This window comes from Variovorax sp. Soil_C_39 (genome assembly GCF_057656815.1).
The window spans coordinates 613397-635216 of record NZ_JBDGJQ010000002.1 but is presented as its reverse complement, the minus strand read 5'-3'; the positions used below and the strand labels follow the sequence as shown (position 1 = coordinate 635216).

The following is a 21820-nucleotide window of genomic DNA, read 5'->3' as shown; positions in this document are numbered from 1 at the left end:
CATGGAGGCACGAAACCAATATGTCCAGTACCACTGTCGCCGAGTTCGCGCACGAACTCAAGAAGACTCCCGAAACCCTGCTTGACCAGCTCAAGAGTGCGGGCGTGCCCAAAGCGGCCGCCACCGACGCGCTCACCGAGGCTGACAAGCAGCGCCTGCTCGGCCACCTGAAGGCCGCGCACGGCACTGTCGAGCCCGAGCGCAAGAAAATCACGCTGACCAAGAAGTCGACCAGCGAGATCAAGCAGGCCGATGCCATGGGCCGCGCCCGCACGATCCAGGTCGAGGTGCGCAAGAAGCGCACCTTCATCCAGCGCGACGATGGCCCCGCGGTCGCGCCCGAAGCGCCGCCGGCTGCCGAGGCGCCCGCCGAGGCCCCCGCCGCACCCCGCATCGACGAGACCGAACTGGCCCGCCGCGAGGAAGAGGCGCGCCGCCAGGCCGAGCTGATCCGCCGTCAGGAAGAAGAGCTCGTCGAAAAGCGCCGCCTGCGCGAGGAAACCGAAGCCCGTGCACGCGAACAGGCCGAGAAGGCCGAGCGCGCCGAACAGGCCGAACAGGAAGCCGCACGCGCCGCCGCCGAGAAGAAGAAGGCCGCCGATGCCGCCGCTTCGCCTGCGAAGGAAACGGCCGCGCCGGCGCCTGCGCCCGCCGCAGCCGCTGCCGAGCAGCAGGCCGCCGACGACAAGGCGGCAGCGCAGGCAGCCGCGGCCCAGGCCAAGGAAGACGCGAAGGCCAAGGCCGCCGCCGAATCCCAGGCCCGTGCCGACGAAGAAGCCGCCCGCGCCCGCGATCTCGACGAACGCCGCCGCAAGGCCCTCGCCGAGGCCGAAGCCATCCGCGCGATGATGAATGCGCCGGCCCGTGTGCTGGTGCCGCACAAGGCGCCCGAAAAGCCGCAGCCCGAAAAGGCGGCGGTCAAGGGCACGCTGCACAAGCCGGCTGCGCCCGCGGCCCGCCCTGGTGCGCCCGCCGCGCCGGGTGCTGCAGCACCCGCTGGCGCAGGCAAGGAAGTCAAGTCGGCCAAGCTCTCGTCGAGCTGGGCCGGCGATCCTGCCGCCAAGAAGAAGGAAATCAAGACCCGCGGCGATGCGAGCGGCGGCGTTGGCCGCGGCAACTGGCGCGGAGGCCCGCGTGGGCGCCGCGGCGGCAACGACCGCGGAGGCCATGAAGACCATGTGCAGGCCGCACCGGTCGAGGCGCGCATTATCGAAGTGCACGTGCCCGAGACCATCACGGTGGCCGAGCTCGCGCACAAGATGGCCGTCAAGGCCCAGGAAGTCATCAAGCAGCTCATGAAGCTGGGCCAGATGGCGACCATCAACCAGTCGCTCGACCAGGACACCGCCATGATTCTGGTGGAGGAAATGGGCCACAACGCGGTGGTTGCCGCGCTGGACGACCCCGAAGCCTTCACCGACGAGGACGTGTCGGCGCAGCAGGCAGAAGCCCTGCCGCGCGCACCGGTCGTGACCGTCATGGGCCACGTCGACCACGGCAAGACCTCGCTGCTGGACTACATCCGGCGCGCCAAGGTCGCCTCGGGCGAAGCCGGCGGCATCACGCAGCACATTGGTGCGTACCACGTCGAAACCGAACGCGGCATGGTGTCGTTCCTTGACACCCCGGGTCACGAGGCGTTCACCGCCATGCGTGCCCGCGGTGCGCAGGCCACCGACATCGTCATCCTCGTGGTGGCGGCCGACGACGGCGTCATGCCCCAGACCAAGGAAGCCATCAAGCACGCGAAGGCGGCTGGCGTGCCGATCGTGGTCGCTATCAACAAGGTGGACAAACCCGACGCCAACCTGGACCGCGTGAAGCAGGAACTGGTGGCCGAAGAGGTCGTGCCTGAAGAGTACGGCGGCGACGTGCCGTTCGTGCCGGTGTCGGCCAAGACCGGCCAGGGCATCGACAACCTGCTCGAGCAGGTGCTGCTGCAGGCCGAAGTGCTGGAACTCAAGGCGCCGGTCGATGCCGCCGCCAAGGGCTTGGTCATCGAAGCCCAACTCGACAAGGGCCGCGGCCCGGTCGCAACCGTGCTGGTGCAATCCGGCACGCTCAAGACCGGCGACGTGGTGCTGGCGGGCTCGACCTATGGCCGCGTGCGCGCCATGCTCGACGAAGACGGCAAGACCATCAAGACCGCGGGTCCTTCGATTCCGGTCGAGATTCAGGGCCTGACCGAAGTGCCGCAAGCGGGCGACGAGTTCATGGTGATGAGCGACGAGCGCCGTGCGCGCGAGATCGCCACCTACCGTGCCGGCAAGTTCCGCAACACCAAGCTGGCAAGGGCCCAGGCCGCGAACCTGCAGAACATGTTCACCGACCTCTCGGCCGGCGAAGTGCAGACGCTGCGCATCATCATCAAGGCCGACGTGCAGGGCTCGCAGGAAGCGCTGGCCCAGTCGCTGCTCAAGCTGGCGACCGAAGAGGTCAAGGTGCAGATCGTGTACGCCGGCGTGGGCGGCATCAGCGAAAGCGACATCAACCTCGCGATCGCGTCGAAGGCCGTCGTGATCGGCTTCAATGTGCGCGCCGACTCCGGTGCGCGCAAGCTGGCCGAAGGCAACGGCGTGCAGCTGAACTACTACAGCATCATTTACGACGCCGTGGACGAGATCAAGGTCGCGATGTCGGGCATGCTGGCGCCGGAGCGCCGCGAGGAAATCATCGGCTCGGCCGAGATCCGTACGGTGTTCGTGGCTTCGAAGATCGGCACGGTCGCGGGTTCGTACGTCACCTCAGGTTCGGTCAACCGCAGCGCGCATTTCCGCCTGCTGCGCGACAACGTGGTGATCTACACGGGCGAGGTCGACTCGATCAAGCGCATGAAGGACGACGTGCGCGAAGTCCGCGAAGGCTTCGAGTGCGGTATCAAACTCAAGAACTACAACGACATCAAAGAGGGCGATCAGCTCGAGTTCTTCGAGATCAAGGAAATCGCCCGGACGCTCTAAGCGCTCGATGCGAGGAACGCCATGCCCAAGAGAAAAGCTGCCGCCCCCAACCGCGCCTTCAAGGTGGCCGACCAGATCCAGCGCGATCTGACGGAGCTGATCGCGCGCGAGTTGAAGGACCCGCGCGTGGGCATGGTCACGATCCAGGCGGTCGAGGTCACGCCCGACTATGCGCACGCGAAGATCTACTTCAGCATGCTCACGGGCGACGTGACCGAGACCACCGACGCGCTCAACCAGGCCGCGGGCTTCCTGCGCAACGGCCTGTTCAAGCGCCTCCACATCCACACCGTGCCCACGCTGCACTTCCTGTTCGACCGCACCACCGAGCGTGCGGCCGACATGAATGCGCTGATTGCGCAGGCCGTCGCTTCGCGTTCGAAAGACGACTGACGATGAACGCGCCACGCACACGGGTGCAGCGGCGCCCTGTGCATGGGGTGTTGTTGCTCGACAAACCGCTGGGGCTCTCCAGCAACCAGGCCTTGCAGAAGGCCAAGTGGTTGTTGCGCGCCGAAAAGGCGGGCCATACCGGCACGCTCGATCCACTGGCCACCGGCGTGCTGCCGCTGTGCTTTGGCGCGGCCACCAAGTTCAGCCAACTGCACCTCGATGCAGACAAGACCTACGTGGCCACGGCCCGGCTTGGCGTCAAGACGACGACCGGCGATGCCGAGGGCGAGGTGATCGCCGAACGGCCGGTGCAGGTCTCGCCCGAAGACCTCGTGCGCGTCGAAGCGCAGTTCGCCGGCTCGATCAGCCAGGTGCCGCCGATGCACAGCGCGCTCAAGAAGGACGGCAAGGCGCTCTATGAATATGCCCGCGAGGGCGTGGAGGTCGAGCGCGCGCCGCGCGACGTCGTCATCCACATGCTCGCGCTCGAACGCACGGGCGATGCCGAACTGCGCATCGCCGCCCGCGTGAGCAAGGGCACCTACATCCGCACGCTCGGCGAAGACATCGGCGAGGCGCTCGGCTGCGGCGCCCACCTGACCTCGCTGCGCCGCATCGCCACGGGCAACTTCGTCGAGGCGCAATGCGTCACGCTCGAGGCGCTCGAGGCCATGGACGAGGACGAGCGCCTCGCGCAACTGCGGCCGGCCGAGGCCCTGGTGGACGGCCACAGCCGCGTCACGCTCGGCGCCGAAGATGCGGCACGTTTCCTGTCGGGGTTGCGGCGCCGCGGCGACTGGGGCGACGCCGATGCGGTGGCGGTGTTCGGCACCGACCCACCGGCCTTCCTGGGCACCGCCCATGTCAAGGCCAGCGAACTGATCCCGGGGCGCTTGCTGAACCCCATCGAAATCCAGCAAATTCTTTTGAACGCACAACAGACCGAAGCGACACCATGAGTACCAACAAGCAAATCCGCAATATCGCCATCATTGCCCACGTGGACCATGGCAAGACCACGATGGTTGACCAGTTGCTGCGCCAGTCGGGCACCTTCGCCGAGCACGAGAAGGTTGTCGACACCGTGATGGACAACAACGCGATCGAGAAGGAACGCGGCATCACGATCCTGGCGAAGAACTGCGCCGTGACTTGGCAGGGCACGCACATCAACATCGTCGACACCCCGGGCCACGCGGACTTCGGCGGCGAAGTGGAGCGCGCGCTCAGCATGGTCGACGGCGTGGTGCTGCTGATCGATGCCCAGGAAGGCCCGATGCCGCAGACCCGCTTCGTGACCAAAAAGGCGCTGGCGCTCGGCCTGAAGCCGATCCTGGTCGTCAACAAGGTCGACAAGCCCGGCGCCAATCCTGACAAGGTGGTCAACGCCGCCTTCGACCTGTTCGACAAGCTCGGCGCGACCGACGAACAGCTCGACTTCCCGGTGGTGTACGCCTCGGGCATCAACGGCTGGTCGTCGCTCGAGGAGGGTGCGCCCGGCGAGCAGTGGGGCCCCGACATGTCGGCCCTGTTCAACACCATCCTCGAGCACGTGCCGGCCCAGACGGGCGACCCCGAGGCGCCGCTGCAGCTGCAGATCTCGGCACTCGACTTCTCGACCTTCGTCGGGCGCATCGGCGTGGGCCGCATCAGCCAGGGCACCCTGAAGCCGATGACGGACGTGCTGGTGATGGAAGGCCCGGACGGCAAGTCGATTAAAGGCCGCGTCAACCAGGTGCTGACCTTCCAGGGCCTCGACCGCGTGCAGTCGACCGAGGCCGGCCCCGGGGAGATCGTGCTGATCAACGGCATCACCGACATCGGCATTGGCGTGACCGTGACCGACCCCACCAATCCGGCGCCGCTGCCGATGCTAAAGGTCGACGAGCCCACGCTGACGATGAACTTCTGCGTCAACACCAGCCCGCTGGCCGGCCGTGAAGGCAAGTTCGTCACCAGCCGCCAGATCTGGGACCGCCTGCAGAAGGAACTGCAGCACAACGTGGCCCTGCGCGTGAACGAAACCGGCGAAGAAGGCATCTTCGAGGTGATGGGCCGTGGTGAACTGCACCTGACCATCCTGCTGGAGAACATGCGCCGCGAAGGCTACGAGATGGCCGTGTCGAAGCCGCGCGTGGTGTTCCGCACCGTCGACGGCGAGAAGCACGAGCCGATCGAGCTGGTCACGGCCGACATCGAGGAACAGCACCAGGGCGGCGTGATGCAGGCACTGGGCGAGCGCAAGGGCGAGCTCGTCAACATGGAACCGGACGGCCGCGGCCGCGTGCGCCTCGAGTACCGCATTCCGGCGCGGGGCCTGATCGGCTTCACCAACGAGTTCCTGAACCTGACGCGCGGCTCGGGCCTCATCAGCAACATCTTCGACAGCTACGAGCCGCACAAGGGCGACATCGGTGGTCGCAAGAACGGCGTGCTGATCTCGATGGACGACGGCGAGATCTTCACCTACGCGCTCGGCAAGCTCGACGACCGCGGCCGCATGTTCGTGAAGGCCAACGATCCGGTGTACGAAGGCATGATCGTGGGCATCCACAGCCGCGACAACGACCTCGTGGTCAACGCGACGCGCACCAAGCAGCTGACCAACTTCCGTGTCTCGGGCAAGGAAGACGCGATCAAGATCACGCCGCCGATCGACCTCACGCTCGAATACGGCGTGGAGTTCATCGAGGACGACGAACTGGTCGAGATCACGCCCAAGAGCGTGCGCCTGCGCAAGCGCTTCCTGAAGGAGCACGAGCGCAAGCGGGCCGGCCGCGACACGACGAGCTGAGCACGCGGCGGCTGGCCCGGCGATGCGCCTGACTCACGGCAGGGCGGTGTGGCTGATGGTCGCCGTGACCCTGATGTGGGGCACGGCGGGCGTCGTCACGCGCCACCTTGAACAGGCACAGAGTTTCGAGGTCACGTTCTGGCGCAGCTTCTTCACGATGCTGGCGCTGCTCGTGATCCTGCCGCTCTGGCGCGGCCGGGCGGTTTTCTCGCAGATCCGCCATGGCGGACGGGCGCTCTGGATCTCGGGCGCCTGCTGGACCGTGATGTTCACCGCATTCATGGTGGCACTCACGCTCACATCGACTGCACGGGTGCTGGTCACGCTGTCGCTCGGGCCCCTGCTCACGGCGCTGGCGGCACGCATCTTCATCGGCCATCGGCTGCCGCTTCGGACCTGGGTGGCGATCGTCGTCGGCGGTCTCGGCATCGCCTGGATGTACGGCGCTCAAATGACGGGTGGGGGCGGGGGCGCGCTGCCCGGCATGCTGGTGGCGCTCTGCGTGCCGCTCGCGGGCGCGACGAACTGGACCGTGGTGCAGCATGCCAATGCCAGGGGCCAGAACATCGACCTTGTGCCCGCGGTGCTGATCGGCGCGGCCTTGAGCACGCTGCTCACGCTGCCGCTGTCGCTGCCGTTCCAGGCGAACGCGCACGACCTGGGCCTGCTGGCCTTCCTGGGGGTATTCCAGCTCGCGATCCCGTGCGTGCTGTCGGTGCTGTGCGCACGCGTGCTCAAGGCACCCGAAGTCGCGCTGCTGGCCTTGCTCGAAGTGATCTTCGGCATCGCGCTGGCTTGGCTCGGGGCGGGCGAACAGCCCGCGGCGAGCGTGCTGACGGGCGGCGTGCTGGTGATCGGCGCACTGGTATTCAATGAATTGCTGGCGCTGCGCGCTCGCCGCACGCCCTTGCCGGACAAGGTGCTGCCGGGCGCGCACTGATCAGCAGCTGACGCGGACGAAAAAAAACCCCGGCAGCACCGGGGCCCTTGCGGCCAGCGGACCGACAGCGGTCGCTCAGGGACGCGCAACCTTCCAGGCGCCGTTCATCACGCCGTCGCCCGTCTTGTCGCCGGGCTTGCTGTCCTTCACCCAGTAGTAGAGCGGCCAGCCCTTGTAGGCCCACTGCTTCTTGCCGTCCTGGCGAGCGATGATGGTGTAGCCGCCCATGGGCTTGGCGGTTTCGGCCACCGGCAGCGGTGGCCAGTTGGCGGCGCACTGGGCGTTGCATGCGGAGGTGCCCGCGCCGGCCGTGTCGCGTGCGAAGGTGTAGAGCGTCATGCCGTTTGGCCCCACCAGCACGCCGTCGGCCGTGCGGGTCGGCGTGTCGGGTGCGCTGGCGGTCTGGTTCGACATGCTGCCGCAGCCGGCGAGCAATGCCGCCGCGAGGATCGAGGCGCTGAGCAATTTCATGCAATTTCTCCTTCAGTTGAAAAATCGCGCCGACAGCAGGGCAGGTCGGGCGACCGGGCAGTGTATGCCGGGCGCGAGGCAACTCCGGTAGGCCGGAGTCGCGAGTTTCTTTCAGCGGCTGCGGCTCTTCATTGCGCGCTCGACCTCGCGCTTGCCTTCGCGGTCCTTGATGGTGTCGCGCTTGTCGTGCTCGGCCTTGCCCTTGGCCAGCGCGATCTCGCACTTGACCTTGCCGGCCTTCCAGTGGAGGTTGAGCGGCACCAGCGTGTAGCCCTTCTGCTCGACCTTGCCGACCAGGCGCTTGATCTCTTCCTTGTGCAGCAGCAATTTCTTGGTGCGGACCGAATCGGGGCTGATATGGGTCGATGCGCTCTTGAGCGGATTGATCTGCAGGCCGACGACGAACAACTCGCCGTCGCGGATCACCACGTAGCCGTCGGTCAGCTGGACCTTGCCTTCGCGCAGCGACTTGACTTCCCAGCCCTCGAGCACCATGCCGGCCTCGAAGCGCTCTTCGAAGAAATAGTTGTACGCGGCCTTCTTGTTGTCGGCGATGCGGGAGGAGGTGGTGTCTTTTTTCTTGGTGGCCATCGTTGTCAGTTGGGGGCGCATGGCGCCCGGACAACCGCCCGGCATGCACAGGGCATCGATTCTATGAAAACCGGCACCGGCCTCAGCGATGGCGCTGCAGCGTGCGGTGCGGCGACTCGCCGAAGCGGCGCGCGTAGTCCTGTGCGAATCGCCCCAGGTGGCCGAAGCCGCATGCCAGCGCGGCCGAGGTCACGGTGGTGTCGTGCGCCGGCGCCGCGAGGCAACGGTGCACCGCGAGCAGGCGCCTCTCTCGCAGGTAGGCCATGGGTGTCAGGCCTGCGTGCTCGCGAAATGCCAACTGCAGGCTGCGTACGCACAGCCCGCTGGCCGAGGCGATCTCGTCGACGGTGAGGGCGTCCGCCAGATGGGCCTCGATGTAGTCGCGCGCACGGCGCAGCGCGCGCGGCGAGACGTCGCCGCGCGGGGTGCACAGCCGCCCGCTCTGGTTGTGCGGCAACTGGCCGAGCAGCGTGTGGATCAGGCCCGATTCGGCCTGGGCCAGGAAGGGCGTGGTCAGCGTCGTGCGGCCGCAGGAGAGCTCTTGCGCCAGGAAATCGACCAGGTGCTTCACGCTCGCGCCTGCGCCCTCGTCGAGCGCGACCGCAGGCTCGAACTCGAGCGGCCGGTCGCCGGCGGGTTCGCCGCACAGCGACGCCCAGTGGCGCTGCACCACCGCGGTGGCGATCTTCACGATCAGGTGCGGCGTGTCGTCGCCCCAGCGCATGCGCAGCGGCTTGCTCGGGGAGGCGAGCGAGGCCCGGTGCGCGTCGGACGTGAAGGACCGGCCTGCCCAGTCGATCTGGGCGCTGCCCCGCAACGGTATCTGCAGCAGGTAGAAGTCGCCGAGGCAGCCGGGATCGATCTCGACTTCGGCGCCGTATTGCACGTAGTTCAGCGAGATGTCGCCCAGCGGCGCCACGTGGTGCCGCGCATCGAAGCGCGCGCTGCCGTGCCCCAGGTGCAGCCGGTGCGGACAGAAGATGCGCGCCACTTCGTCGCGGGCCTGGTCGAGGTCGGGCGTGGCGATGACGGCGTAGCGCGCCAGGGGGAGCGTGGCCGGTTGCGCGACAGCGTGTGGCATGCGGAGCAGCGTCGAAAAGCGAATAAATGCGTTTTGCGGACAGCGCGCTGCGCAATCCGGATTGGGCAGCGAATCCTTCAAATCTAAAGTACCTGCAGCCGATTGACAACGGGACCAACCAGGAGAAAGTGCATGAGCGACAAGGACTTGCAGGACAGGACGGTGCTCGTCACCGGTGGCGCGACCCTGATCGGTGCGGGCGTTGGCCGCTGCATGCGCGATGCCGGCGCACGCGTGGTGCTGGCCGACATCGACGTGGCGCGCGGCGAAGCGGTGGCGCGCGAGATCGGTGCGACGTTCATCGCCACGGACATCACGGACGACAGCGCGGTGCAGGCCTGCGTGGCGCAGGCGGCGGACGCCGAGGGCCGCATCCACGGGCTCGTGAACCTCGCCTGCAGCTACCTCGACAACGGCCTCGCCTCGCCGCGCGCCGAATGGCAGGCCGCGCTCGACGTGAACGTGGTCTCGGCAGCGATGATGGCGCGCGCCGTGCTGCCTTTCATGCAGGCGGCGGGCGGCGGCGCCATCGTCAACTTCACCTCGATCTCCTCGGGTGTGGCGCAGACCGGGCGATGGCTCTATCCGGTAAGCAAGGCCGCGCTGGTGCAGCTCACGCGCAACATGGCGCTGGACCTGGCGCCGATGAACGTGCGCGTCAATTCCGTGTCGCCGGGCTGGACCTGGTCGGCCGTGATGGACCAGCTCAGCGGTGGCAACCGCGCCAGGACCGATGCGGTGGCGAAGCCCTTCCACATGCTCGGCCGCGTGGGCGACCCGGTCGAGGTCGGCCATGTCGTGGCCTTCCTGTGTTCGGCCAAGGCTTCGTTCGTCACCGGCGCCGACTGGTCGGTGGACGGCGGCTACTCGGCCATGGGCCCGGAGCAGGGCGAGCCGGCCATTCCCAAGCTCGCGGCCTGAAGAGCGCCGCCGACCCCTTTTCTTCCCCACCCACGAGGCTTTCCCATGAGCAACATCGCATCGCAGGGCGCCAAGCCGCGCCGTTTCATGATCGTCGGCGCCGGGCAATCGGGCCTGCAGCTGGCGTTGGGCCTCCAGCGCGAGGGGCACGAGGTGACCGTGGTCTCGAACCGCAGCGCCGAGGACATCGCTGCGGGCCGCGTGATGTCGAGCCAGTGCATGTTCGACAGCAGCCTGCAGATCGAGCGCGACCTCGGCCTCGACCAGTGGGGCGAGCGCTGCCCGCCCGTCGAGGGCATCGGCTTCACGGTTCCGCATCCCGAGAAGCCCGGCGAGAAGCTGCTCGGGTGGTCGCATCGCCTGGATGCGCCCGCGCGCTCGGTCGACCAGCGGGTGAAGGTACCGGCCTGGATGCAGACCTTCGCCGAGCGCGGCGGGGAGCTGCTGTTCCAGGACGCCGGCGTCGAGGACCTCGAGCGCTGGACCCGCTCGCACGACCTGGTGATCGTGGCTGCCGGCAAGGGCGAGATCGCGCAGATGTTCGAGCGCGATGCCGAGCGCTCGCCCTACGACAAGCCGCAGCGCGCACTGGCCCTGACCTATGTGCATGGCATGACGCCGCGCGCCGACTACTCGGCCGTCAACTTCAACCTGATCCCCGGCGTTGGCGAGTACTTCGTGTTCCCCGCGCTCACGCTCTCGGGGCCTTGCGAGATCATGGTGTTCGAGGGCGTGCCCGGCGGTCCGATGGACTGCTGGGCCGATGTGAAGACGCCCGAGCAGCATCTCGCGCGTTCGCTGTGGATCCTCGACACGTTCACCCCCTGGGAGGCCGAGCGCTGCCGCGACGTGCGCCTGACCGACGACAACGGCATCCTGGCCGGGCGCTTCACGCCCACGGTGCGCAAGCCGGTCGGGCTGCTGCCCTCGGGGCGCGCCGTGCTCGGCATGGGCGACGTGGTCTGCCTCAACGATCCGATCACCGGCCAGGGCTCGAACAACGCCGCCAAGTGCGCCGACGCCTACCTGCGCGCCATCCTCGCCCATGGCGAGGGCGCCTACGACGCCGCGTTCATGCAGTCGGCCTTCGACCGCTACTGGCACTACGCGCGCCACGTGGTCGAATGGACCAACGCGATGCTGCAGCCGCCGCCTCCGCACGTGCTAGAGGTGCTGGGCGCAGCCCAGGGCCACGCCGCCGTGGCACGGCGCTTCGTCAACGGCTTCGACGATCCGCGCGACTACGCCGAGTTCTTCATGACGCCCGACGCCAGCAGCGCCTACCTGCGCTCGCTGGCGCCGCAGCCGGAGGCGGCCTGACCATGCGCGGCGAATTCCGGGCCATCGAGACGCTGCGCTGCGAACCCAGCGTGGGCGCAGGTGATTTCCGCCGCGCCATGCGCTGCCTGGTCGGTGCGGTGACAGTGGTCACGAGCACCGACGGGCAGACGCCGGTCGGCCTCACGGCCACGGCCGTGACCTCGTTCTCGGCCGAGCCCGCGCGCATCCTGGCTTGCGTCAACCTGCAGGGCAGCAGTTTCCGCACCATCGCGCAAAGCCGCCGCATGGCCGTCAACCTGCTGTCGCTCGATCAGTCGGCGCTGGCGCTGGCGTTCTCGCGGCGCGGCGACGAGCCCGGCGACCGCTTTGCTTCGGCGTGTTGGGAAACGTTGGTGACCGGTGCGCCGGTGCTGCGCGGCGCGCTCGCGGTGTTCGATTGCGTGGTCGACGAGATGATGGTCGCGCACAGCCACGCCATGCTGATCGGCGAGGTCAAGGCGGCGCGCATCACCGATGCCCAGGAGTTGCCGCTGCTCTACGCCTGCGGGCAATTCACTACCTTGCGCGACGGCGTGCCGGCCTGAACGCACAGCCAAAGAGGAAAACCACGACATGACAGCTCGACAAGGCCGATGGCTGCAGGTGCCCGCCATCGACGGCAGCGGCAGCTTCCGCGCGTACCTCGCCGTTCCGGACGCAGGGCATGGCCCCGGCATCGTGCTGGCGCAGGAGATCTTCGGCGTCAACGCCACCATGCGGGAGGTCGCAGATCTTTACGCCGAGGAGGGCTACACCGTGCTCGCGCCCGACCTGTTCTGGCGACAGCAGCCCGAGGTCGAGCTCGGCGACACACCCGACGACTGGCAGAAAGCCTTCGCGCTCTACCAGGGCTTCGACGAGGACAAGGGCGTCGAGGACATCGCCGCCACGCTGGCGCTCCTGCGCTCTTTGCCCGAGCAGCAAGGCAAGGCCGGCGTGCTGGGCTTCTGCCTGGGCGGCAAGCTCGCCTACCTCGCGGCCTGCCGCACCGATGCCGAGGTCTGCGTGGGCTACTACGGCGTGGGCATCGAACAGCGGCTCGAGGAGGCCGGTCGCATCCGCGGCCGGCTCGTGCTGCACATTCCCGAGCTCGATGGCTTCTGCCCGCCCGAGGCGCGCACGCGCATCGTCGAAGCGCTGGGCGCGCGGCCGGGTTGCGCGCTCCATGTCTACCCGGGCGTCGACCATGCGTTCGCGCGGCTCGGCGGCGCCCACTACCACAAGCCTTCCGCGCTGATGGCGCACGAGCGCAGCGTGGCCGCCTTCCGGCGCGAGATGGGCCCGCACTACGACTTCTCGGCGCTGTGGGACAAGCATTGCGAATACGAGTTCGCCACGCGCAACGTGGCCGACACGATGGCGACGATGGTTGCCGAGCCCTACGTCAATCACATTCCGACCATGACCGGCGGGGTGGGGCATGCGATGCTGAGCCGCTTCTACCAGCACCATTTCGTCGACAGCAATCCGCCGGACACGCGGCTCGTGCCGATCTCGCGCACCGTGGGCGCGACGCAGATCGTGGACGAGGTCCTGTTCAGCTTCACCCACACCTGCGAGATCGACTGGATGCTGCCCGGCGTCGCGCCAACGGGCCGGCCGGTGGAGATCCCGCTGGTGGCGATCGTCAAGTTTCGCGGCGACAAGCTCTGCCACGAGCACATCTACTGGGACCAGGCCAGCGTGCTGGTGCAGGTCGGGATGCTCGATCCCGCGGGCCTGCCGGTGGCCGGTGTCGACACCGCGCGCAAGCTGCTCGACGAGACGCAGCCATCCAACACACTGATGGCGGCCTGGTCGCGTTCTGGTTGAGGCAAGGGCCTCCCGCGCGGAGGTGGGGGCCGGGCGGAGGCTCCCTACAATGAATCGCTCTCCCGATCCGATTCATGAAAACAGTCAACAAGTCCGTTCTCATCTGGTACAGCGCCGAAGAGATGTACGCGCTCGTCACCGATGTGGCGAAATACCCGCAGTTCCTGCCCTGGTGCGACAAGGCCCGGGTCATCGAGGAAGACGAAGCCGGCATGACCGCCGAAGTGGGCCTGGCGTTTGCCGGCCTGCACCAGAGTTTCACCACCCGCAACACCCACGTGCCGGGCCGCGAGGTGCAGCTCAAGCTCGTGGACGGGCCGTTCTCCAACCTCGACGGCACCTGGAAATTCGCGCCCGTCGGGGAACCCGGCGAACGCGCCTGCCGGGTCGAACTGCACATGAGCTACGGCTTCAGCAACTTCGCGCTGCAGGCGCTCGTGGGACCGGTGTTCGACACCATCGCATCGAGCCTCGTCGAGGCCTTCGTGAAGCGCGCGGAGCAGGTCTACGGCAGCGCCTGATGATCGAAGTCACGCTGAGCTGCTCGCCCGCGCCGCGTGAGGTGTTCGAGCAGGCCCTGCGGCTTGCGCCCGGTGCCACGCTCGCCGATGCGGTGGGTGCGAGCGCGCTGGCCGAGCGCTTTCCGCAACTGGACTGGCGCAGCACGATGACGCCCGGCGTCTGGGGCAGGGAAGCGGCCTGGGACCAGCCGCTGCAGGACGGCGACCGCGTGGAGCTTTGCCGGCCGCTCGCGGTCGACCCGAAGGTGGCGCGGCGCGAACGCTTCCAGCGCCAGGGCGCCCGGGGCACCGGGCTCTTTGCCAAGCAGCGCAAGGGCGGCAAGGCCGGTTACTGACCGAACGCGCTGACGGCTACTTGCAGTCGCTCTGGATGATCGACTGCAGCCGCTTCTGTTCCGCGGCGCGTGCCGTGTCGTCGAGGATCTCGCGCTCGCCGCTGGCGTTGACCCGCGCGACGCGCATGCCGCTGTCGTAGGTGGCCTTGGCCTGGCGCGCGCGGTCGCAGTTCTCGGCCTTGGCCTTCGCGACCTTCGCGGCCTCGGCGTCCTGCCGGGCCTTTTCCTCGTCCTCGGCCTTCTTCTTCTTCGCCTCGAGCTCCTTGTCGACGCCCGCGGGCTTGGGCGGCGCGGCCTCGGCCGCCGGTGCCGCTTCGACCGGTGCGGTGGCGGCGGCACCGCGCGAAGGCGGCACGCCCGCGCGGCGCAGGATGTTCTTCTCGGGCACGTTCGAAGGCGGAGGTTGGTCGCTGAAGACCTTCTTGCCCTGGTTGTCGACCCATTGCCACTGCGCGCCGGCCGCAAGCGGCAGCAGGCAGCAAATCCATCCCAGTACGAGCCGATGCGCAAACTTCATGAGCGGGAGTTTAGCCGCGCCTTACGTTTTGCAACATCGCGGCGGCGGGCGCCGGAGCGGGCGAGTTGGGAATTGGCGACGTTTTGCCAGCTGCCGTGCAGGTCGGCGGCCGCGCAAACCCTGCAGGCTTCGGGTAAGTACCGGGCGTCGTTACAATCCGTCTTTTGGAGCTTCACCCATGCGCCTTCTCGGCAAAGCGCTCACCTTCGACGACGTGTTGTTGGTGCCAGCGTTCTCCCAGGTCCTGCCCAAGGACACCTCCCTCGCGACCAAACTCTCCCGCAACATCACGCTGAACCTGCCGCTCGTCTCGGCGGCCATGGACACCGTGACCGAAGCCCGCCTCGCGATCGCGATCGCGCAGGAAGGCGGCATCGGCATCGTGCACAAGAACCTCACCGCGCAGCAGCAGGCCGCCGAAGTGGCCAGAGTCAAGCGCTACGAGTCCGGCGTGCTGCGCGATCCGGTGGTCATCACCCCCACGCACACCGTGCTGCAGGTCATGCAGCTGTCCGACGAGCTCGGCATCTCGGGCTTCCCGGTGGTCGATGGCGGCAAGGTGGTGGGCATCGTCACCAGCCGCGACCTGCGCTTCGAGACCCGCTACGACGTGCCGGTCAGCGAGATCATGACGCCGCGCGAGAAGCTGGTGACCGTGAAGGAGGGCGCCACGCCCGCCGAGGGCAAGGCGCTGCTCAACAAGTACAAGCTCGAGCGCCTGCTCGTCATCGACGACGACTTCGTGCTCAAGGGCCTGATCACCGTCAAGGACATCACCAAGCAGACCAGCTTTCCCAACGCCGCGCGCGACCCTTCGGGCCGCCTGCGCGTGGGTGCGGCGGTCGGCGTGGGCGAGGGCACCGAGGAGCGCGTCGAGGCGCTGGTCAAGGCCGGTGTCGATGCCATCGTGGTCGACACCGCGCACGGCCATAGCAAGGGCGTGATCGAGCGCGTGCGCTGGGTCAAGCAGAACTATCCGCAGGTCGACGTGATCGGCGGCAACATCGCCACGGGCGACGCGGCGCGCGCGCTGGTCGAGGCGGGCGCCGACGGGGTCAAGGTCGGCATCGGCCCCGGCTCGATCTGCACCACCCGCATCGTCGCGGGCGTGGGCGTGCCGCAGATCATGGCGGTCGACAGCGTCGCCACCGCGCTGCAGGGCACCGGCGTTCCGTTGATCGCCGATGGCGGCATCCGCTATTCGGGCGACATCGCCAAGGCCATCGCCGCCGGCGCGAGCACCGTGATGATGGGCGGCATGTTCGCGGGCACCGAAGAGGCGCCCGGCGAGATCGTGCTGTTCCAGGGCCGCAGCTACAAGAGCTACCGCGGCATGGGCTCCATCGGCGCCATGCAGCAAGGCAGCGCCGACCGCTACTTCCAGGAATCGAGCACGGGCAACCCGAACGCCGACAAGCTGGTGCCCGAAGGCATCGAAGGCCGGGTCCCCTACAAGGGCACGATGGTCTCGATCGTCTACCAGATGGCCGGCGGCCTACGCGCCAGCATGGGCTACTGCGGCTGCGCCACCATCGACGAGATGAAGAACAAGGCCGAATTCGTCGAGATCACCACGGCCGGCATCCGCGAGAGCCATGTGCACGACGTGCAGATCACCAAGGAAGCGCCGAACTACCGGGCCGACTGATTCGCGCCAGATACGAAAGTTGGGCCAGATTGTTATAATCTGGCCCAATTTCTTTTTCAGGCCAGACTTTTATGCAAACCGTCTCGGTGCATCAAGCCAAGGACCGCTTCTCTGCGCTGCTTCAAGCGGTGGAGGCGGGCGAGGAAGTGGTGATCACGCGCCACGGCAAGAAGATCGCGCGCATCGTGCATGAAGCCGACGCGCAGCCTTCGGAGACCGAGCGCGAGCGAATTCGCCAGCAGGCCCTGGCGCAATTGCGCGAATACCAGGCGGGCGTGAAACCTGCCGTCCCGGGCTATTCCGACTGGAAGAGCCTTCGGGACGCGGACCGCCGATGAAGCCCATCGTCATCGACGCCTCGGCCGCCGCCGCGTGGGTGCTGCCCGACGAGTGCAGCGATGCGGCGCAGGCGCTCTACCTGCAGGCCATCGAACCCAACGACGTGTTCCACGTCCCGCTGCTGTGGTCATGGGAAATGGGCAACATGCTCGTCATGGGAGTGCGCCGCGAACGCCTCGACGCGCAGCAGCTCGAACAGGGCCTGGCGCTGCTCGCCAGGGTGCAGGCGCAGGTCGACGTGCCGCTGTCGGCGCATCGGCAGGCGCAGGTCGGCCGGATGGCGCTGGCCCATGACCTGACTTTCTACGACGCCACGTACCTCGAACTCGTGCTTCGCCTCAACGGGCAACTCGCCTCGCTCGACCACAAACTCGTCGCTGCAGCCAAGTCCTGCGGCATCGTCTGCCTTCATTTCTGAGCCCTCACCATGCAACACGACAAGATCCTCATTCTCGACTTCGGCTCGCAGGTCACCCAGCTCATCGCGCGCCGCGTGCGCGAGGCGCATGTGCTCAGCGAAGTGCATCCCTGCGACGTCAGCGACGAATGGGTGCGCGAATACGCCGCCGACGGGCACCTGAAGGGCGTGATCCTTTCGGGCAGCCACGCCAGCGTGTACGAGGAAACCACCGACAAGGCGCCGCAGGCCGTGTTCGACCTCGGCGTGCCGGTGCTCGGCATCTGCTACGGCATGCAGACCATGGCGCACCAACTCGGCGGCAAGGTCGAGGGCGGGCACAAGCGCGAGTTCGGCTTCGCCGCCGTGCGCGCGCATGGCCACACCGCGCTGCTGAAAGAGATCGCCGACTTCACCACGCCCGAAGGCCACGGCATGCTCAACGTGTGGATGAGCCACGGCGACAAGGTCACCGAGCTACCGCCCGGCTTCAAGCTCATGGCCAGCACCGAGAGCTGCCCGATCGCCGGCATGGCCGACGAGGCGCGCCGCTACTACGCGCTGCAGTTCCACCCCGAGGTCACGCACACGGTGCAGGGCAAGGCCATTCTCGAGCGCTTCGTGCTCGGCATCTGCGAAGCCAGGCCCGACTGGGTCATGCGCGACCACGTCGCCGAGGCCGTCGAGAAGATCCGTGCGCAGGTGGGCGATGAAGAAGTCATCCTCGGCCTCTCGGGTGGTGTCGATTCGAGCGTGGCCGCCGCGCTCATCCACCGCGCCATCGGCGACCAGTTGACCTGCGTCTTCGTCGACCACGGGCTGCTGCGCCTCGACGAGGGCGACAAGGTGATGGAGATGTTCGCAGGCAAGCTGCACGCCAAGGTGATCCGCGTCGACGCGAGCGACCTGTTCCTCGGCAAGCTCGCGGGCGTGAGCGACCCCGAAGCCAAGCGCAAGATCATCGGCGGCGAGTTCGTCACCGTGTTCAAGCAGGAGGCCGCGAAGCTCAAGGCCGGCGACCAGGGCCACAAGGGCGCGACCTTCCTGGCGCAGGGCACCATCTACCCCGACGTCATCGAGTCGGGCGGCGCCAAGAGCAAGAAGGCCGTCACCATCAAGAGCCACCACAACGTCGGCGGCCTGCCCGAGCAGCTCGGCCTCAAGCTGCTCGAGCCGCTGCGCGACCTGTTCAAGGACGAGGTGCGCGAGCTCGGCGTGGCGCTCGGCCTGCCGCCCGAGATGGTGTACCGCCATCCGTTCCCCGGCCCCGGCCTGGGCGTGCGCATCCTCGGCGAAGTGAAGAAGGAATACGCCGACCTCCTGCGCCGCGCCGATGCGATCTTCATCGAGGAGCTGCGCAACTTCACCGACGAAGCCACCGGCAAGAGCTGGTACGACCTCACGAGCCAGGCCTTCACCGTGTTCCTGCCCGTGAAGAGCGTGGGCGTGATGGGCGACGGCCGCACCTACGACTACGTCGTCGCGCTGCGCGCCGTGCAGACCAGTGATTTCATGACCGCCGACTGGGCCGAGCTGCCGTATGCGCTGCTCAAGAAGGTGTCGGGACGGATCATCAACGAGGTGCGCGGGATCAACCGGGTGACGTACGACGTGTCGAGCAAGCCGCCGGCGACGATCGAGTGGGAGTGAGGTCACCCCGGCCCGGCGGCCGCAGCGCCGGTGCTGCACGATCGTCCCTCAAGGCGCAAGCCCGGCCGACTTGACGATCAACGCGTACTTGCCAACTTCCGATTCCGTATAGCGCGCAAACTGCGCCGCATTGCGCGCATCCGGCTCGGTGCCGATGTCGCGCAGCCGCTGCACCATGGCGGGCGCCTGCATCACCTCGGCCAATGCATCGGACAACTGCTTCAGCACCGGTTGCGGCACCTTGGCCGGCGCGAACACGCCGAACCAGGCGCTGACCTCGAAATCGGGCAGGCCGCTTTCCGCCACCGTTGGTACATCGGGCAGCAGGGGGCTGCGCTTGAGGCCGGTCACGGCGAGCGCCTTGACCTTGCCGGCCTTCAGGTTGGGAATGGCCGTGGTCTGCAGGTCGAACATCAGCGGCACGTGCCCGGCCAGCACGTCCGCGAGCGCGGGTGCGCTGCCGCGATAGGGCACGTGCATCAGCTGGATGCGCGCCGCGTTCGCTAGCATTTCGCCGGCCAGGTGGTTGGAGGTTCCCGGCCCGGCCGAGGCATAGCTGATCGTGCCCGGGCTCTTCTTGCCCGCGGCGATCAATTCCGAGACGTTGCCGTAGGGCGCAGCGGGATGGGCGACCAGCACGAACGGAATCGAGGCCAGCGGGCCAACCACGGCGAAGCCCTTGACCGGGTCGTAGCCCACCTTGCTCATGGCCGGGTTGATCGCCTGCGAGCTCACCGTCCCCATGAGCAGGGTGTGGCCGTCCGGCTTGGCATCGGCCACGAAGCGAGCGCCGATGGCGGTGCCGGCGCCGGCCTTGTTCTCCACGATGACGGGTTGCCCGAGGCGCGTGGCGAGCTGCTCGCCCACAGTGCGTGCGAGGATGTCGGCCGACCCGCCGGGCGGATAGGGCACCACGAGGGTGACCGGACGGGCCGGAAAGGTCTGGGCGAGCGAGGGCCCGGCGACCACGGCCGCAGCCATCAGGACCGGAACGGCGAACAGCTTCTTCATCATTGATTTCATCGTGGACTCCAGTGGGCGGGCAGGGCGGCACGGAGCGCTTCATCGCGCTTCCTCGCCGCATGATGCAAACCGCGCCTCATAACGTCCAATACGGACTGCGTACCGAATCCATACATGAATCGAATCACCAGCGCCTGCCGGGCAGAGCTGATCCGGTCAGCTGCCGCGGGCCTGCGCGACGACCTTGGCCGCCACCGAGAGGAAGGAATGGATCACGGGGTTGTCGTTGCTGCGGCTGTAGGCGAACGCCAATTGGTAGGTCGGCGGGACGCGCGTCGCGGCTACGTCGAGGAAGGCCACCTCTTTCATCGCCAGCATGCGCATCGAGGCCGGCACCAGCGCGATGCCCAACCCACCGGCCACCAAGGTCAGCACGGCCTGCATCTGCGAGGCCTCGTGCACCACCCGGGGCGAGAAGCCCGCGGCCTTGCATGCACTCAGCAGCGCCCCCACGAAGCCCGCGCCCTCGGCGGCCGGAAAGGTGATGAAGGGTTCCGCGGCCAGCGCCTTGATCTTGACGCTGCGCTGCGACGCGAGCGCATGGCTGCGCGGCACCGCGATCACGAAGGGCTGGGCCTTGAGGTCGACGAACGCAAGGTCGGGCACGTCCTGCAGCGGCCCGACGACCAATGCCAGGTCGACCTCGGCTCGCCGCAGTGCCTCGACTTGGCGCGTGGTGGTGTCGGCGGTCACCTGCAGGTGCACCGTCGGGTAGTCGCGTTGAAAGCGTTTGAAGACTTCCGGCAGCAGGTCGAGCGCGGCGCTCGGCACGAACGACAGGCTGAGTGCGCCCTCGGCGCCCTGGGCCGCGCGCCGGGCTCGCTCGGTGGCGGCATGGGCCTGGGTCAGCAGCCGCTGCGCGTCCTTCAGGAACACCTTGCCCGCGGGCGTGAGGCGCACGTGGTGCCGGCTGCGGTCGATCAGCAGCGTGCCCACCTGCGCCTCGAGGTTGCGGATGGCCACGCTCAAGGGCGGCTGCGACATGTGCAGCTTCTCCGCCGCACGGCCGAAGTTGAGTTCTTCCGCCACGACCACGAACTGACGCAGTTGCCTGAATTCGATCATCTGGGGTGCCTTGCTCGCCGAATGGATATACACGGATTGGATCACCGCACCATCCAAACGGTATTGGATGTATCACTGTGGCGAACCTAGCATGCGTGGCATTCCCCCACTGCCGAAGGAAGCGCGCCATGCAACCGTCTTTGCTCGAAGAGATCCCCGCCGTTCCGAATCCGTACCCGGTCGTCTCGAAGATCGAATACCCCGAGGTCTGGCGCCTGTGCACGCAGGCGCGCGAGCTGGCCTGGAACCCCGTCACCGACATCGACTATTCGGACCTGCAGAAAGCCGAGCTTCCGCCCGAGGTCCGCCGGGCCGGTGCCGAATGGTGGAGCCTGCGCGCATGGATGGAGCACGGCGCCACGCCCTATGGCGCCGAACGCCTGCGCGATGCGATCTTCCAGCACCAGCCCTTCGAGGTGAAGCAGCACATCACCAACTTCATCGCCGAGGAGTTCCGGCACCACGAAGCCAGCTTCCGGATCGCCGACGCGCTGGCCGCGTACGAGCCGATGCCGCGCTCGGACTACTTCAAGGACATCATTCCGCGCTTCCACGACGAGACGGACGAGAAGGCGATGAGCTTCTTCGCGGGCCTCTCGGTCAACACGCTGTTCGAGCAGCTGTCGGGCGACCTGCTGCAGGCGCGCTACGAGAACGCGCGCTTCGACTCCATCCGCGAGGCCTGCCGGCTGATCCTGCGCGACGAGGCGCGCCACATCCAGTTCGGCCGCATCATCATGCGGCGCTTCTTCAGCGAGCTGCCCGCCGAGGAGAAGCGCCTTATCGGGCTCAAGGTCGCGAAGAAGCTGCGCGGCAGCCTGCTCAACGGGGTCTATGCCGTCGTCAACCTGCCGGAGGCAGAGCGCGAGCGGTCCGGGCGCAACCGCGCGCTGGCCGCCGACCACGGCCTCGGCGCAACGCACCCCGACGAAGAGATCGGCATCATCAAGCGGGGCGTCGACAAGATCCGCGAGGACATCGGCGTCTACGGTGTCGAGATCCCGGCGATCCCCGAAATCGACAGCGTCGTGCACTGAGGCGG

At 67.6% G+C, this 21820-nt stretch carries 22 protein-coding genes; 16 read left to right on the top strand and 6 right to left on the bottom strand.

Annotated features, from left to right (window positions below; translation table 11 throughout):
• Positions 1 to 20 precede the first annotated feature (20 nt).
• Genes infB through AC3A6J_RS07030 form a run of 5 tightly spaced genes read left to right on the top strand, consistent with a single transcriptional unit; the run spans position 21 to position 7087 of the window.
• Positions 21 to 2960, top strand: coding sequence for a translation initiation factor IF-2 (gene infB / locus AC3A6J_RS07050; protein WP_487859194.1), 2940 nt, complete (start codon positions 21 to 23; stop codon positions 2958 to 2960).
• 21 nt (positions 2961 to 2981) lie between these two features.
• On the top strand, positions 2982 to 3353 hold the full coding sequence (rbfA, locus tag AC3A6J_RS07045; RefSeq protein WP_198784014.1) for a 30S ribosome-binding factor RbfA: 372 nt from the start codon (positions 2982 to 2984) through the stop codon (positions 3351 to 3353).
• A gap of 2 nt (positions 3354 to 3355) precedes the next feature.
• Positions 3356 to 4312 carry a tRNA pseudouridine(55) synthase TruB gene (gene truB / locus AC3A6J_RS07040; RefSeq protein ID WP_487859193.1) on the top strand — a complete coding sequence of 319 codons (957 nt, stop codon included), beginning with the start codon at positions 3356 to 3358 and terminating at the stop codon, positions 4310 to 4312.
• On the top strand, positions 4309 to 6147 hold the full coding sequence (gene typA, locus AC3A6J_RS07035) for a translational GTPase TypA (protein WP_487859192.1): 1839 nt from the start codon (positions 4309 to 4311) through the stop codon (positions 6145 to 6147). Before truB ends, typA begins: the two co-directional genes overlap by 4 nt.
• A gap of 22 nt (positions 6148 to 6169) precedes the next feature.
• Positions 6170 to 7087, top strand: coding sequence for a DMT family transporter (locus AC3A6J_RS07030; RefSeq protein WP_487859191.1), 918 nt, complete (start codon positions 6170 to 6172; stop codon positions 7085 to 7087).
• A 75-nt stretch (positions 7088 to 7162) separates the two neighbouring features.
• Here AC3A6J_RS07030 and AC3A6J_RS07025 read toward each other — a convergent pair whose 3' ends face one another.
• From AC3A6J_RS07025 to AC3A6J_RS07015, 3 genes are all read right to left on the bottom strand, one after another.
• The gene (locus tag AC3A6J_RS07025) at positions 7163 to 7558 is read right to left on the bottom strand and encodes a COG4315 family predicted lipoprotein (protein WP_487859190.1); all 396 of its coding nucleotides are present in this window, start codon (positions 7556 to 7558) and stop codon (positions 7163 to 7165) included.
• A gap of 111 nt (positions 7559 to 7669) precedes the next feature.
• Positions 7670 to 8149, bottom strand: a complete 480-nt coding sequence (gene smpB / locus AC3A6J_RS07020; RefSeq protein ID WP_487859189.1) for an SsrA-binding protein SmpB — start codon at positions 8147 to 8149, stop codon at positions 7670 to 7672.
• Positions 8150 to 8231: 82 nt separating this feature from the next.
• A complete protein-coding gene (locus tag AC3A6J_RS07015; RefSeq protein ID WP_487859188.1) occupies positions 8232 to 9230 on the bottom strand; it encodes an AraC family transcriptional regulator in 999 nt (332 codons plus the stop codon).
• 132 nt (positions 9231 to 9362) lie between these two features.
• Here AC3A6J_RS07015 and AC3A6J_RS07010 point away from each other — a divergent pair, with 132 nt between their 5' ends.
• From AC3A6J_RS07010 to AC3A6J_RS06985, 6 genes are all read left to right on the top strand, one after another.
• Positions 9363 to 10151 carry an SDR family oxidoreductase gene (locus AC3A6J_RS07010; RefSeq protein ID WP_487859187.1) on the top strand — a complete coding sequence of 263 codons (789 nt, stop codon included), beginning with the start codon at positions 9363 to 9365 and terminating at the stop codon, positions 10149 to 10151.
• Between the two features lie 45 nt (positions 10152 to 10196).
• Positions 10197 to 11471 carry a styrene monooxygenase/indole monooxygenase family protein gene (locus tag AC3A6J_RS07005; protein ID WP_487859186.1) on the top strand — a complete coding sequence of 425 codons (1275 nt, stop codon included), beginning with the start codon at positions 10197 to 10199 and terminating at the stop codon, positions 11469 to 11471.
• A gap of 2 nt (positions 11472 to 11473) precedes the next feature.
• On the top strand, positions 11474 to 12016 hold the full coding sequence (locus AC3A6J_RS07000) for a flavin reductase family protein (RefSeq protein WP_487859185.1): 543 nt from the start codon (positions 11474 to 11476) through the stop codon (positions 12014 to 12016).
• A gap of 28 nt (positions 12017 to 12044) precedes the next feature.
• Positions 12045 to 13283 (top strand): dienelactone hydrolase family protein, encoded by a 1239-nt coding sequence (locus AC3A6J_RS06995; RefSeq protein ID WP_487859184.1) that lies wholly within the window; start codon positions 12045 to 12047, stop codon positions 13281 to 13283.
• A 74-nt stretch (positions 13284 to 13357) separates the two neighbouring features.
• Positions 13358 to 13804 (top strand): type II toxin-antitoxin system RatA family toxin, encoded by a 447-nt coding sequence (locus AC3A6J_RS06990; protein ID WP_487859183.1) that lies wholly within the window; start codon positions 13358 to 13360, stop codon positions 13802 to 13804.
• Positions 13804 to 14139: an RnfH family protein gene (locus tag AC3A6J_RS06985; protein ID WP_487859182.1), complete on the top strand. Its 336-nt coding sequence runs from the start codon at positions 13804 to 13806 to the stop codon at positions 14137 to 14139. The genes AC3A6J_RS06990 and AC3A6J_RS06985 overlap by 1 nt, the downstream gene beginning before the upstream one ends.
• 16 nt (positions 14140 to 14155) lie before the next feature.
• On the opposite strand, the gene AC3A6J_RS06980 is transcribed toward AC3A6J_RS06985, so the two are convergent.
• On the bottom strand, positions 14156 to 14656 hold the full coding sequence (locus tag AC3A6J_RS06980; protein WP_487859181.1) for a DUF4124 domain-containing protein: 501 nt from the start codon (positions 14654 to 14656) through the stop codon (positions 14156 to 14158).
• A gap of 178 nt (positions 14657 to 14834) precedes the next feature.
• Here AC3A6J_RS06980 and guaB point away from each other — a divergent pair, with 178 nt between their 5' ends.
• The 4 genes from guaB to guaA all read left to right on the top strand — a co-directional run bounded on the left by guaB (position 14835) and on the right by guaA (position 18690).
• The gene (gene guaB, locus AC3A6J_RS06975; RefSeq protein WP_487859180.1) at positions 14835 to 16304 is read left to right on the top strand and encodes an IMP dehydrogenase; all 1470 of its coding nucleotides are present in this window, start codon (positions 14835 to 14837) and stop codon (positions 16302 to 16304) included.
• A gap of 71 nt (positions 16305 to 16375) precedes the next feature.
• A complete protein-coding gene (locus AC3A6J_RS06970; RefSeq protein WP_487859179.1) occupies positions 16376 to 16642 on the top strand; it encodes a type II toxin-antitoxin system Phd/YefM family antitoxin in 267 nt (88 codons plus the stop codon).
• On the top strand, positions 16639 to 17061 hold the full coding sequence (locus AC3A6J_RS06965; RefSeq protein ID WP_487859178.1) for a type II toxin-antitoxin system VapC family toxin: 423 nt from the start codon (positions 16639 to 16641) through the stop codon (positions 17059 to 17061). Before AC3A6J_RS06970 ends, AC3A6J_RS06965 begins: the two co-directional genes overlap by 4 nt.
• Positions 17062 to 17070: 9 nt before the next feature.
• Positions 17071 to 18690, top strand: a complete 1620-nt coding sequence (guaA, locus tag AC3A6J_RS06960; RefSeq protein WP_487859177.1) for a glutamine-hydrolyzing GMP synthase — start codon at positions 17071 to 17073, stop codon at positions 18688 to 18690.
• A 48-nt stretch (positions 18691 to 18738) separates the two neighbouring features.
• On the opposite strand, the gene AC3A6J_RS06955 is transcribed toward guaA, so the two are convergent.
• Together AC3A6J_RS06955 and AC3A6J_RS06950 are read right to left on the bottom strand one after the other, a co-directional pair.
• A complete protein-coding gene (locus tag AC3A6J_RS06955; RefSeq protein WP_487859176.1) occupies positions 18739 to 19713 on the bottom strand; it encodes a Bug family tripartite tricarboxylate transporter substrate binding protein in 975 nt (324 codons plus the stop codon).
• 156 nt (positions 19714 to 19869) lie between these two features.
• Entirely contained in the window at positions 19870 to 20778 is a 909-nt protein-coding gene (locus AC3A6J_RS06950) for a LysR family transcriptional regulator (protein WP_487859175.1), read from the bottom strand.
• A 128-nt stretch (positions 20779 to 20906) separates the two neighbouring features.
• On the opposite strand from AC3A6J_RS06950, the gene AC3A6J_RS06945 reads away from it, so the two are divergent.
• Complete coding sequence (locus AC3A6J_RS06945) at positions 20907 to 21815, top strand: ferritin family protein (RefSeq protein ID WP_487859174.1); 909 nt, start codon at positions 20907 to 20909, stop codon at positions 21813 to 21815.
• Positions 21816 to 21820 lie beyond the last annotated feature (5 nt).